The 13,169-nt window shown below is 57.5% G+C and carries 11 protein-coding genes; 4 read left to right on the top strand and 7 right to left on the bottom strand.

The genetic code is table 11. The features are described from left to right. Positions 1-12: 12 nt before the first annotated feature. Entirely contained in the window at positions 13-336 is a 324-nt protein-coding gene (locus AAGD24_RS15450) for a 2OG-Fe(II) oxygenase (RefSeq protein WP_007152700.1), read from the bottom strand. A 190-nt stretch (positions 337-526) separates the two neighbouring features. On the opposite strand from AAGD24_RS15450, the gene AAGD24_RS15445 reads away from it, so the two are divergent. Continuing rightward, positions 527-952, top strand: coding sequence for a GFA family protein (locus AAGD24_RS15445; protein WP_036209304.1), 426 nt, complete (start codon positions 527-529; stop codon positions 950-952). Between the two features lie 143 nt (positions 953-1,095). Further along, entirely contained in the window at positions 1,096-1,440 is a 345-nt protein-coding gene (locus AAGD24_RS15440) for a PBPRA1643 family SWIM/SEC-C metal-binding motif protein (protein WP_007152697.1), read from the top strand. An 11-nt stretch (positions 1,441-1,451) separates the two neighbouring features. On the opposite strand, the gene tenA is transcribed toward AAGD24_RS15440, so the two are convergent. From tenA to AAGD24_RS15410, 6 genes are read right to left on the bottom strand one after another with little or no spacing between them, the layout of a single operon-like run. After that, positions 1,452-2,120, bottom strand: a complete 669-nt coding sequence (tenA, locus tag AAGD24_RS15435; RefSeq protein WP_007152696.1) for a thiaminase II — start codon at positions 2,118-2,120, stop codon at positions 1,452-1,454. Positions 2,121-2,135: 15 nt separating this feature from the next. Beyond that, positions 2,136-3,116, bottom strand: a complete 981-nt coding sequence (locus AAGD24_RS15430) for a ribonuclease Z (protein WP_379865581.1) — start codon at positions 3,114-3,116, stop codon at positions 2,136-2,138. A gap of 2 nt (positions 3,117-3,118) precedes the next feature. Then, positions 3,119-4,300, bottom strand: coding sequence for an AAA family ATPase (locus AAGD24_RS15425; RefSeq protein WP_305936635.1), 1,182 nt, complete (start codon positions 4,298-4,300; stop codon positions 3,119-3,121). Between the two features lie 41 nt (positions 4,301-4,341). Next, positions 4,342-9,396 (bottom strand): diguanylate cyclase, encoded by a 5,055-nt coding sequence (locus AAGD24_RS15420; RefSeq protein WP_379865579.1) that lies wholly within the window; start codon positions 9,394-9,396, stop codon positions 4,342-4,344. Between the two features lie 19 nt (positions 9,397-9,415). After that, on the bottom strand, positions 9,416-10,141 hold the full coding sequence (locus AAGD24_RS15415) for a hypothetical protein (RefSeq protein ID WP_305936637.1): 726 nt from the start codon (positions 10,139-10,141) through the stop codon (positions 9,416-9,418). Positions 10,142-10,150: 9 nt separating this feature from the next. Then, positions 10,151-10,933: a gamma-glutamylcyclotransferase family protein gene (locus AAGD24_RS15410; RefSeq protein ID WP_379865577.1), complete on the bottom strand. Its 783-nt coding sequence runs from the start codon at positions 10,931-10,933 to the stop codon at positions 10,151-10,153. Between the two features lie 290 nt (positions 10,934-11,223). Here AAGD24_RS15410 and AAGD24_RS15405 point away from each other — a divergent pair, with 290 nt between their 5' ends. Both AAGD24_RS15405 and AAGD24_RS15400 read left to right on the top strand, forming a co-directional pair. Further along, the gene (locus AAGD24_RS15405) at positions 11,224-12,105 is read left to right on the top strand and encodes an AEC family transporter (RefSeq protein ID WP_007152690.1); all 882 of its coding nucleotides are present in this window, start codon (positions 11,224-11,226) and stop codon (positions 12,103-12,105) included. A gap of 186 nt (positions 12,106-12,291) precedes the next feature. After that, on the top strand, positions 12,292-13,149 hold the full coding sequence (locus AAGD24_RS15400; protein ID WP_075196981.1) for a DMT family transporter: 858 nt from the start codon (positions 12,292-12,294) through the stop codon (positions 13,147-13,149). Positions 13,150-13,169: the final 20 nt, after the last annotated feature.

The following is a 13,169-nucleotide window of genomic DNA, read 5'->3' as shown; positions in this document are numbered from 1 at the left end:
GGATCTAGGCGATCATTGTGCCAGGGGAACGTTACCCGATGTGTTAAGTGCAAAGCTGAGCAACCAACGATTCCCACGTTCAATCTTCGAAACCCGGTGTTGGTAGAGATCTGGTCGAAACAGGTATACCCGGCCAAACAAGTTGAAAATGTTCTTTTCGCAGATGAACTCACCGCCGGCTTTGGGCTTTACCAGAACACAATTGAGTTTGTACAGCCGGCCTTCGGAAGTCATGTCCAGGTGCGGTCCCACCTTGTGACCTTCCGGGTAGCGGACGAGGTACAGGTTCAGTCGTTTGGAGCGGAACAAAATCCGGGTTTTGACGTTTGCGGGCATTGAATGTGCGTTCTATCTTGGGAGGGTTGAGCTGTTAGTTTGTGCGGTTTGTCGGGTAGCCGTCAACCGTCGCTCCGAATCGTAACTTTCCTGCTACCAAAGTCCTGGCAGTTTCGTGATTTCGTATCATGTACAGCAAACGGGTGGCTCTGGGAAGGTGGTGTTTAACCAACGAACGGGGGAGATCGTTATGACTCAGTACCAGGGCAGTTGTTTTTGTGGCGCTGTTAAGTTTCAGGTATCTGGCGCACCCGAAGCGATGGGATATTGTCACTGTGATTCCTGTCGTCGCTGGTCGGCCGGGCCGGTGAATGCGTTTTCTCTGTGGCCATACGACAGCTTCGAGGTGTTAGCGGGTGCCGATCACATTGGCGAATTCCATCTCACGGAACAAAGCTATCGCAAGTGGTGTAAAAAGTGCGGTGGTCATGTGTTTACCGATCATCCGGCGTTAAGTCTTATGGACGTCTATGTTGCCAACCTTCCGGACCTGGCGTTTGAGCCCGCGGTCCATGTGCATTACCAGGAATCGGTACTGCCGATTCGCGACGGGCTACCAAAGATGAAGGATGTTCCGGCCGAGATGGGCGGGTCAGGCGACACTTTGCCAGAGTGATTTGATGAGAGCGGGGCGGGTGGCGCATCGAATTTCCACTTATGCCTATATATCCAATTCAATAAGCATGCTAAAACGTCTCGCCCGGTGCTCGCTCGCTTTTTTCGGGCGCCGGGTACTCTTCCATTCATCGAGATTTCAGCATGTCAGACAAGTTCTTCTACAAAGGCCGGCAGGACGCGCGCCAGCACCACACCGCCCATGGTGGCTTCCAGACCAAGGCCAGTCAGAAGAGTGGCAGCAAGAAGTTTCCGCTAACACTGGTGGTTACCAGTGAGGCGCGCAGGCAGGAGGTCGAAGCTCAGGTGGCGGAAGCCAATCTGCATGCCAACATTACAGTGGATGCCCGCGAGGGTGCGGTTGAATTCATCACCGAACTGACGGCACTCCTGAACAAAGGGGCGACGGTGACCACGGCGAAACTGCCTTCCCGCAATGATCCTTGCCATTGCGGGAGTGGTGCCAAGTTCAAGAAGTGCTGTGGTTGACCACGCGTTTCTCAATCGCTCTGTTTCAGACCCATTTCCCAGAAATCGATTTCCAGCCGGGTGGCGTCGCTGAATATCCGGGTAAGCTGCTCGAACCTGGCGGGGGATACATCCGCCAGTCGTTCATCCAGCCACTGGATTTCCGCGTGCATGGCCTGCTGGAACTCGTCGCTTTCATACATGGCGATCCAGGCGTCATACGGGTTTTTGTCTCCCCGAATGGTTTCTGCCCGTTTGTTCAGCCAATTGGCGATTTCCCCGTAGCCCACCATGCAGGGTGAGAGCGCAACATGCAGGTCGAGCAAATCGCCGCGGTTGCCCGTGTCGAGCACATAGCGTGTGTAGGCAAGGGTGGCGCGCGCTTCCGGCAGGTTGGCAAGTTCTGCTTCTGAAATGCCCCATTCCTTGCAGTAGCTGATGTGTAGGTCCAGCTCTACATCCACGATGGCCTGCAAGCCTTCCTTTGCCTGGCGGAGATCCAGCAAGGTTGGGCTTTTGTAGGCCGCCAGGGCGAAGGCGCGGGCAAACTGGATCAGGAACAGGTAATCCTGCTTGAGGTAGTGCTGAAACGCTTCGGGAGCGAGCGACGCATCGCCTAACTGCTTTACGAAACTGTGTTCAATGTAGTCGCGCCATTCTGTCCGGCAAGCCTTCCTTAGGTCTTCGAACTGATACGTCATTGTGAATATCCTTCGTCAGATTGAATGTGTTTGGGTCAGGCAACTCAACGACAAATCCTTTTCCAGCCGATAGGTATCAAAATCCCGCGCCAGAAACAGCTGGCCCTTGTAGTGCTGCATGGCTTCGGCCGCCAGTTGGTTGATATGGGGCGTACCTCCCGGCCCGGACTGGTAACGTGAGCTGAAATGGGTCAGCACCAGGTTGGGCAAGTGAGCCTGTTGGGCGAAGCGGGCCACCTGTTCAGCGGAGCTGTGTTGTTGCCAGGGGCCGACCCGGTCGGCCACGTCCTGGGTATAGGTGGCTTCGTGGATCAGCACATGGGTGCCGTTGCAGGCATCGGCCAGCAGGTCCGGGGTGTCGTTGTCGCCAGCGACGATAAGGCGGCGGGCCGCGCGGGGAATGTGCGTGTATTCGTCACTTCTGAGCAGGCGGCCATCCTCCAGCGTTATATCGTTGCCTTTCTGCAATTCGCCCCAGCCGGGACCGGGCTCGATGCCTTCCGCCCTTAATTTGTCCTGAAGTAGTTGTCGCTCCAGGCTTTGCTCGGTGAACACATAGGCGCGGCAGGCGACACGATGGGACAGTGCCACATTGGTAACCCTGACGTGCTCATCCTGCCACTGGAAATCCGATGCTTCGGAATCGATGAAGTTTAGCGAGTAGCTGAGACTGGAGTCGCTGTTTGCGAGCACTGCGCTGATGAAACGTTGTACCTGGATGGGGGCAACGATGTCCAGCGGTTCCGTGCGGCCAAGCATGGAGGCGCTGGTGAGCAGCCCTGGAAGGCCAAACGTGTGGTCGCCGTGGATATGGGTGATGAAGATGGCGCGTAATTGCACTACCGAGTAGCGGGTGCGAAGCAACTGGTGTTGCGTGCCTTCACCGCAGTCGATCAAATACCAGGGTTTGGGACCGGAGTGACACAGGGCCAGCCCGCTCACATTTCGTGACCGTGTCGGGGTGCCGGCGGATGTGCCCAGGAAAGTGAATTCCATTATTAATCCGCCCATTGCCAGGGTGGCGCATCCAACAAACCCTGCCCCAGGACTATGGTTTCGCCAAGGTCTTTGTTCAGGGCGATGGAGTTGCAGTCGCCATCCTGTTCCAGAGTTGCCACCAAACGTGGTGCGTGGGAAACGACCCACACCTGGGTTTCACGTGATGCTCGATTGATCAGGCGCCCCAAGGCAGGCAGCAAATCCGGGTGCAGGCTGGTTTCCGGTTCATTAAGCACCAATAGTGACGGTGGTCTTGGCGTGAGTAGTGCGGCTACCAGCAACAGGTAGCGAAGCGTGCCGTCCGACAGCTCCGCCTGGTTTAAGGGGCGCAGCAACCCCTCCTGCAAAAACTGCAGTATGAAACGGTTGCCGGAGTCTGCCTCAAAGTTGATGGTTGCCCCGGGAAAGGCATCCTCAATGGCATCGTACAACGCCGCCCGGTCGCCAACCTCGTGGATGGTCCGCAGAGCCGCGACCAGGCTATGGCCGTCGTGATCAAGCACCGGCGTTCGCGTACCGATTTGGGGAGTGCGGATGATGGACTGGGGATCGGTTCGGAACTGGTCGTAGAAGCGCCAGTTGCGGATGGTTTGCCGGACAGCATGAACCTCGGGCACAGCCACCGGATCGCTGATTTCGTTGAGGATGCTTTCGTAGGTGTTGAGGTGGGCGTTGTAGACTTCCCATTTACGACCGTTGCGCACTTTCACCACAGGCCCGACCCGGTCAATCAGGCAACTGCTGGGACGGCAGACGTCTCCCGCCCAAATGCACTCGCGCTTGATTTCCGGGTCAAACTGAAACATGGACGGGGCCTGGTAGCCCGCAAATCCCTGAGGGGCGGGCATACCCAGTGAGATGGCGTAGCCGAAGTCTTCACCCACGAAGCCGAGTCTAAGCCGGCTGTTCTGTTTTTTGGCAGAGCCCTGTACGGGATCGACACCGTCTTTCATGCCTTTGGTAAAGGTCTCCGGCCCTGCCCAGAACGTGTAATCCAGCCCGCCTTCCTGCGCGATCGACGAGATTAAGTTGCCCTTTGCGGTTTCAGCCAGTAACCGCAGAGACTTGTAAAGGTTGGATTTGCCGCAGCCGTTGGGCCCGGTTACCACATTGAGGCCGGTCAGGGGCGCGACGATACTCTTGAGGCTGCGGTAGTTGGATACGGCAAATGCGTTGATCATAATCTCAAGATCACTGAGTTTGGTAAAAAAGTCTCGTTATCTCAAGCGCTCTCAGCCGCTTGAATTCGGTTTCGGCCGCTCTCTTTGGCTTTGTAGAGCGCCGCATCGGCGGCAAAGACCAATTCTTCGAGACTGCTCTTGTCATCGGGAACGATGGTGGCGCAGCCCACGCTGACGGTGATGCAATCTCGCGCCGTTGAATGGTCGTGCCTGATGTCCAATGCTTCGATGGCAACGCGGGCATTTTCAGCGACCTGTATCGCACCATTTTCGTCAGTATTGGGGAGTATCAGAATGAACTCTTCTCCCCCGTAGCGCGCCACCATGTCGGTTGAGCGCTGCAGTTGCGCCTGCAGTGTCTCGGCAACCCGGATCAGGCATTCGTCACCCATCTGGTGGCCGTAATTGTCGTTGAAGTGCTTGAAGTGATCCACATCGAGCATAACCACAGATAAGGGCTGGGGCTGCCTTCTCAGGCGCAGCCAGGTGTCTTTGAGGTAGGCGTCACCGGAACGCCTGTTGGCGACGCCGGTCAGGCCATCGCGGTCGGCCAGGCGTTGCAGTTCTTCATTGAGTTCTTCCAGCTCTGCCGTGCGTTCAACCACCTTCTCTTCCAGGAGCCGGGAATGGTCCTGTACCTGGGTGTAGAGCCGGGCGTTTTCGATGGCGACAGCCGCCTGGGCGGAGAGCAGTTGAATCAATTCCACCCGGTCGTCGGTGAAGACGGCGTCGGTCAGGTTGTTCTCCATGTAGACCGCCGCCTCAAAACGTTCCCGCACGATGATAGGGACACACAGTACTGATCGTGGATGCAGGTGAATAGTGTAGGGGTCGTTCACAAACGGGCCGTCCGCCATGGCATCGTGCAGGACCACGGCTTCGCCTCTTTGAAACACCTGGCTGATCACGCTCATTGGCAGGGCGAGGGCCTTGCCCTGACGATCACTGAGTGTTGAGTGGGTGGGGATTTCAACCTGTGGTGACGGCTGCTCTGGCCGGATTATGGCCTCAACACTGAATGTGCCACCGGCCCGGACAATCAGGCAGCCCCATTGCCCACCGGCATTTTCCAGCAGAATCGCCAGGGTTTTCTGCAACAGCTGGTCCAGCACCATCTCGCCGGAGATCTCACGGGAGGCTTTCATAACCGATGCGAGGTCGAGACTGGCCAAATGGCTTCCTGGTGGGCTGAGGTGGGCCTGAACCCACTGACGAAGCACCGGGAACTCGTCCTCCAGCTGTTCTACCTTGCGTTGTGCGCCCCAGCGGTTGTATACCCCGTGGGCACCACGGAGATAACCCTCGGCTGAGCGCCCTTTACCCAGTGCCAGCAGGTGCCGTGCGGCGCGCTCAAAGGCAGTGGCCTCATCGCGCAGGAAACCGTTTGCCCGTGCCATGTCGATGGCCGTGTCATAGAGCTCCAGTGCGGTGTCGTGCCTGCCATCCAGGCGGGCGAGTTCTGCGGTCATCAGAAATTGAAGGTGGCGGAAATTCGCTTCGCAATTGTCCGCCCAACGGGTCATGCGCGCCAGGTCCCGTTCCAGGCGTTCTCGTGTGGCCTGTTGGTCAGCCCTGTTCATGGTGGGGAATAGAGTCGTGAGGGTGAGGTTGGCAACAATGTAGAAACGCACGAGCTGGGGCAGGGACATCGCGGACTTGATTAGCTTGTCCTGCTTTCTGACAAAGTGCAGTGCCTGTTCGTAGTTCCCGTAGAGCAGGTTGATCTCGGCACTGTAGATCTGATGATTGGCAATGCCGGTCATGAACCGGCGCGTACTCATTGCCTCGAGACACGCCTGGTCATCAAAATCATCGGCGCTCAGACTGGCCGGTGAGTGGGTGGTGCCAAGAAAATTGCGCTGCATCTGCAGGAAGAGGGAACCGGAGTCCAGCGAATCCTGGTAGGCGCACTCGCGAACGATGTCGAGGTTTTCCTGATGCAACTGGCTTGCGGTTTCCAGGTCCATGCCCGGGTCCCAGATCACGCAGTCCTGGGCACTGTAGGCCAGATAGAGCAGGTCGCCGGATTGATAGCCGGCTTCGATGCCCTTGCGGAACCAGGGCGTGAGCGTTGCCCAGTGGTTGCTCCAGTGATGAACGAACATGGCGTATACATAGATAACGCGCGCCCTCAGGCTGAGGTCATCAAGCCGTTCATTGATGGCCAGGCCAACCTTGGCGTACTGATAGCCCAGGGCGGGCTCGTCCAGCTCACCACACAAAAGCATGCCGTAGGCGGCATAGGCAAACGCCGATTCCGGGCAGTTGCCCCGATGCAAAGCCAGGTTAACCGCTTTTAGCACCAGGTAGCTGAACAGCTTGCTGCCGGAGAGAAACGCGGCAGCAAAGATTTCCATCAGCAGACGCATGGCGGTCAATGTGGCTGGGTCTTCGATGACAGGAGCATCAACCAGGTCGGTGATTTCGCGGCCAGCCAGGTTCGTCAGTACCCGTTGGCGTTCGACATCGATATCGTGCTGGCTGGGGTGTTCGGTGAAATTGACACCCAGTAGTGCCAGCCCCTCAATGGCAGCGTGAATAGACGCCTCCATTCTACCCAGCGTGGCATTCTGCCGGGTACGTATGGCGAGAATGTCGGCGCGATGCAGCCGGGAGTCCGCATGGTCCAGCATCTGCTCCAACCAATGGTCGGCCTCTTCGGTACGTCCGGTGAGGTAGAGGCAAAGCTGTATCTCTGACGCCAATGTGGCCATCAGTGAGGGCATCTGTGACCAGGCGTCGTCTGGCAGCAATTCCTCGGCGACCTGCAAGTAGTCGAGTGCCTGTTGATAGGCCGAGGTTTGTCGGGCGCGACTGCCGGCACGAAGGTTGAACTCGGCCAGTTGAAGGCGTTCTGACCCGGACTGGATCAGCGCACGCCCCTGATTGAGATGATTCACGATATCAATCAATTGGTCATCGGCGACCTGCCCGCCGCCGTGTTGTAGCATCAGGCGCCCGACCGTTAGGTGTACCCGGGGGAGCTCGCCGGTTGCGATGAGGTTGTAGGCAGCCTGCTGCACCCGGTCATGCTGAAAACGATAGCTGGGGTTGAGCACCCGCTCTTCGTCCTGGTGTCTCGCCAGGCGATAATCACTGTGTAGCGGCAGCACGGTGTACTGTTTCAACGCCGGCAGAAGGGCCCGGGCGGTTTCAGCAACGGTATGCTCGTAGATGGTGGCGAGCGTTTGCAGGGTAAAGGTATTCCCGATGCTGGCGGCCAGTTGAAGTACGTTCTGCGTTTCGTCCGGGAGCTGTCGCAGGTTATCCAGCATGAACTCAACCACGTCATGGCTGGTTTCATCCCAACTGGCCCTGTCGAGCTGCCAGTGCCATTGGCCACTGCCCGAATCTGACCAGATTGCCCCCTGGGCATGGAACTGTCGCAGCAACTCGTTGGTAAAGAAGGGGTTGCCCTGGGCGCGGTGAAACAGCATCTCGCTCAGTGTGCGGCTCGTTTCCGGCTCGCAACGCAGGGCATCGGCCACCATTTGGTCCACCGACGATTCATCAAGCGGCCCCACAGGGATCTGATGAATTCGCCGATGGTTGTTGAGGTCATCCAGGAGCAATCTGAGCGGGTGCCCAGGGCCGACTTCATTGCTGCGATAGGCGCCAATCAACAGCAGGTGGCTCTGGTCCCTGGAGGTGACTATACGGCGTATCAGGTCGAGGGTTGGGGTGTCGCTCCACTGCAGATCGTCCAGGAACAGCACGACCGGATGGCCTTCGCCGGCAAACACTCGCAGGAATGCGGTCAGTACCAGCTGCAACCGGTTACGGCTCTCTGAGGGTGGCAGCTCGGTCACAGGGGGTTGTTCGCCGATAATCAGCGCCAGCTCCGGTACCAGGTCGATCACCAGGGCGCCGTTGGGCCCCAGCGCACCAAGCAGTTCGGTGCGCCAGCAGTCAAGCTGGTTGTCGGGCTCTAGCATGATTTGCTGCACGAGGGCACGAAAGGTGGCTGCCAGCGCTGAGTAGGCTTCGCTTTGCTGGAACTGGTCGAACTTGCTCTGGACCAGGAAGCCGCGTTCGCGGATCTGGTAGCGATCAATTTCGTTGACCAGTGCCGACTTGCCAACGCCGGAGTAGCCGTGAACCAGGCAGAAACGGGATCGTCCCTCCACCGCCTGCTCGAACAGGCCCAGCAGCTCCTGCAGCTCGCGCTCGCGGCCGTAAAGTGCCTGGGGAATCAGAAACTTCTGCAGATGATCCTTTTCACCCAGTGTGAAGGGCAGCAGTGGCAGATCCTGTTCTATCGACGTGGCGCAACGGGATAGGTCGTGCAGCAGGCCCAGGCTGCTTTGATAACGTTCTTCCGGGGATTTGGCCAGAAGCTTCAGCACAATGTCTGAAAGGGCCTCGGGTATGTCCTCAAACACGGTGTGAGGCGCCGGAGGCAGACGACTTATGTGGCTGTGTACCCACTCCAGGGTATTGTTGGCTGTAAACGGAGGTTGGCCGGTCAGAAGTTCAAACAGCAGCAAGCCGAGGGAATAGTAGTCCGAGCGGTAGTCGAGGCTCCGATTCATGCGCCCGGTCTGTTCCGGCGACATGTAGGCCAATGCCGCCTCGGGCTGATTGGGCAGCTGTTTGGCCTGCCGCTCCTGCCCCAGCTCCGATGCTATATTGAACCCCGACAGCACCAGTGCGCCACTTCTTGAGTCAAACAGGACGTTATGGGGTGTCAGCGACTTGTGCACGATGTCCTGTGCGTGGATGTCGCTCAGAATCTGTACCAGGGTCTGGGCTATTTTCAGCGCCTGGGGCAGGGGCAAGCGTCTGTTACGGCTCTCGGCCATTACCGAGGCAAGCGAACGCTCACAGGGATCGGTGATGAGCGCCAGGTTCCCACTACCGTGTGGCAATATGTCATGAACCCTGCGTACGCCTTTCACGCCGTCGAGCCGTGAAGCAATGCTGGCTTCGTGATTGAGCGTGGCCACCTGCCTGCGGTCGGGATATTCGGTATCAAGGGTTTCAATGCAGACGTCTGCACCGTCCGAGAGTCGCCGTGCGCGATAGGCCGCCCGGCCTGCTTTTCTCCAGAGGCAGAAGGAGATTGTGTATCCGGGCAGCTGTAATTCGCTCTGCATCAGGTGCCGCTCCTGGGGATCACGCCTGGCAATGGAACACTCGATCGAAGGTGGCGCTGAAGTCCTCTTTGGCGTTGTCCAGTAGGGGTTGGCCATGGCCACAGAGAACGTGTTTGAAATTCAGTGTTTTGAGGCGGTTAAAATCCTCGGCAGCAGGTTCCGCCGCCTGCAGCCAGACTGGGCCAATGTTGGCGGGTGTGAAGAAGCCCATCTGCTCCATTCGCTGTCGCGAGGCGTCGCAGAAGTGCTCGTCGGGTTTCAGCCAGTTCTGCAGGGCGTCACAGGCTACCAGGATGCCGCCATCCCGCTGGAGATGGAGTACGCCTTCAGGAAGTTTGGTAGTTTGGAACTGAAATAGCGATGCGTCACTCAGGGGCAGCGCCTGGCCGAGGACGTTTGCCTTTCTTTCAGACTCGCTTTGGTCCTCCGGTTCCAGACCTGGCATCACCCAGTACTGCGCCTGGTAACGGTCAACATAGAACGCATCGTCACGTCCATGCAGAGCGCCAAGCCGAATCACGTCGGTTACTTTTCCCAGTCGGTCCAGTTCCGCCAGGCCGTCATCATCAAGGCGGACCGTATTGATGAGGATCAGCCGTTCACCGTCACGGACGATGGTCATGTTGCGGCTGAATTGCCAATCCAGGTCCATAAGGACGGTTTCCATGGCACCACTGACAAAAAACAGATCCGGCAGGATCTCTTCGATGGCATTGTGTGCCAGGGCTGGCGGGAAAGACGGCATGAGAGCTCCTCAGTCTTTATCATAGTTATAGCGGCCGACGTAGCGATACTCTCTGGCGTATTCGTTCAGATAGGCGTTGAGGTATCGCTTCTGGGCCTTGTTGAGGCGTCCGTTCCGGATATCGTCCATGGTTTCATCAACGTTGCTGCTGTCCAGCCGTCTGAGGTGAAAAAGCGTCATGTCCCTGCCTCCAAAAAAGCCTTTGAGGAAGTGGTGCAGAGGCCTCGCCTCGGACATATCAAACACGGCCCCGTAGAGGGCCGTGTACAGCGGCTGTTTTGCCAGCAACGCCCGGTCAAATGTTGGGTAGTCTCCGGGTGGTGCCGCGAACGTTGGGTGCTCATCAAGTTGATGAATGGGCTGATTGGCCAGTGACTCCAGGTATTTGCCATCCAGTCCGGCCTGGCGGCCTCCCTCCAGAACGATGTTCAGGTAACGACGGCTTGGTCGGCAGTCGTTGTCGATAAATTGGGGCATGCCCACATAGGTGAGAGCAAAGACCTTCGGGGCCATTGCCGCGCTAGGGTTATCCGGCTCTACCTCGATCTCTATGCGGTTATAGCCATGCCCGTAAGCTTCGGCCTGATCCAACAGAGAAAGCGCCTCGTCGGGGCATTCATGGAGCACGCCGAGAACCCGGTCGTCCGGGTGGCCGGTGTTTTCGATGTTGCCAACACCACCCTCATGGCGGAAGAAGTGCTGCACGTTGAAGCGTAACCGCCATCCGCGCAGCACCGCTTTCGTAGATGCCCGAGGCTCGACACCCTTCGCTCTCAGCGAGAGCATGCTCATGTTGGAGCCAAAGCCAAAGTAGTAAAACATAGATTCAATAGGTTACAGGTTAACCTGCCCTCAGGTACTTTTCTATAACCTGCCACGGCAAAGGCGGTGGCAGATTGGCTTATCAGCAATACGGCCAGGTATCGGTTTTCGCGGAGTTACCTTTACCCCGGGATATTGGGGCTTAATGGTAGTCTATATGGCATCATTATTTATGATCTCGCGTTGAAGTTATACCCGAGTATTGAAAGTGCCAAACCCCGTTCCCTTTAGCCTGAAACCATGACCTCTCTTTATTCACTATGATTCAGCATCTCACAGAAGCCCTTGTCCCTCTGCTGTCTTTGATACTCCTCGGGGCCATTCTTGGCCGAAAAACCGATTTTTTTGACGGCAAGGCATTGGCTGGCCTGGTTACCACCGTTGGAATCCCCGCGTTGCTGCTCCACTCCGTATTGAGCATGGATATGGACATTTTCGGAATGGGTGCCCTTGTAGGCATTACCGTGGCCTGGCTGGTCGTCATGGCGATGGTCACTGCACTGTTGCTTACGCTAGCTGGCCTGCCGGTGAGGTCCTATCTTCCGGCGTTGGTGCACCCGAATACGGGCAATATGGGGATTCCGGTGTGCTTTGCGCTGTTTGGTCCGCAGTCGCTTGGGCTGGCGGTGGTGATTTCCTCGGTGATTCAGGTCAGTCATTTTACGTTGGGAATCGGCTGCCTGTCCGGGCGGTTTTCCATCAGGGCAATGCTGAAGAACGGGCCCGTCCTGGCATTGATCGCAGGTGCTTTTCTGTTGGCGACAAACATTCGCCCGCCTGGACCGGTGATGATAACGCTGGATATGCTGGGCTCGATTACCGTACCGATAATGCTAATGCAATTGGGCAGCTCTATTGCCAACCTGCGGCTGTCAGGCGCGCGGGATATGCTAAGGCCTCTCGTGTTCAGTCTGTATCGGCCATTGGGTGGTCTAGCCCTTGCGTGGGTGCTGTTGCTGATTTGGCCGTTGAGCGCCATGGAAGCGCAGGTTTTCCTGATTCAGTGTGCGATGCCGGTGGCGGTAATGAGCTACGTACTGTCGGTGCGCTATCAAGGGCCGTCGCAGGAGATCGCTTTGACTATTCCAATGTCGTTGCTGGTTTCTTTGGGGATTGCCGTAATTTTTGCCCTGTTTGCGTAGGGGGCAGCGCCCGGGATTACTGCGGCGAACATCAGGTCGGCTTGCGGCTCCAACGTATTGACGGTGCCCAGTTTCCGCAGTCACCCTGAATGAACCGTGTCTACCAGCAATCGTTTGGCCGGGCGGGAGAGTATTCTGACTGATCACACGCCAGAACAATCCGGTGACCGCGCGCTAAGAAGTGCAATGCTTGTAGCGCTTGCAGCCCTTTTCTGGGGGCTTTCGGGTGGTATCGGCGCCATCCTGCTCGCAGAAGGGTGGGGCTCGTTCGTAGTCTCGTTCTACCGGGGGATTGTCGGCCTGCTGTTTGTACTTGTCTGGCTGATTCTACGTCCTGGGAACAGCGGATTGGCCAAGCCGCGGCTCTGGTTCTGGGCGGCGGTGGCCGGCCTTGGCGTGGCGGGCAACTTCTCCTTCTATTTCCTCAGTATCTCCGAGGGCAGCGTTGCCGTCGCGGCGACCCTCATGTATTGCGCCCCGGTGTTCGTGTTTCTGGTTTCCTTTGCCATCGGGCTGGAGCAGCCAACGCCGTTCAAATGCGTGGCCATTGTCATCGTTATTGTCGGCATCGCTCTACTCACGGGTATCTATGACGTTGGCGGTAGCAGTATTACGTGGGTTGGCGTGGTTGCCGGCCTGCTTTCGGGGTTGTCCTATGCATTGTTTATTTTCGGCTTCAAGTTTGCTGCCAGGAACGGCAGCCCTCAGGCTGCTCTGGTGATCGCGTTTGCCGTGCTCGGTATTGTTCTGATCTGGCCAGCCAGCCTTGTGCAGGTCATTGCTGTGCTGGGTGCACCGGAATGGCCGATGTTCATTGCGCTGGGGGTGCTCGGTGGTGGCGTGTCTTTTATAAGCTATATCGTGGGTCTCAAGCACACCGTACCAACCGTCGCTGCCGTTGTAGCGATGGTCGAACCTGTTACCGCTACGCTCTTCGGCATCGTATTGCTCAATGAGAGCTTGGGCAGCGTCCAGTTCCTCGGCATGGGGCTCATCCTGGTCACAGTGACGGCCTTGAGCGTCTATTCGAGCAAGTCCCAGTAGTAATCAACCGGGATTCCAGC

It is taken from the genome of Marinobacter sp. M5B, from assembly GCF_042604615.1.
GTDB classification, from domain to species: domain Bacteria; phylum Pseudomonadota; class Gammaproteobacteria; order Pseudomonadales; family Oleiphilaceae; genus Marinobacter; species Marinobacter salarius.
This window is presented reverse-complemented; position numbering and strand designations above follow the sequence as displayed.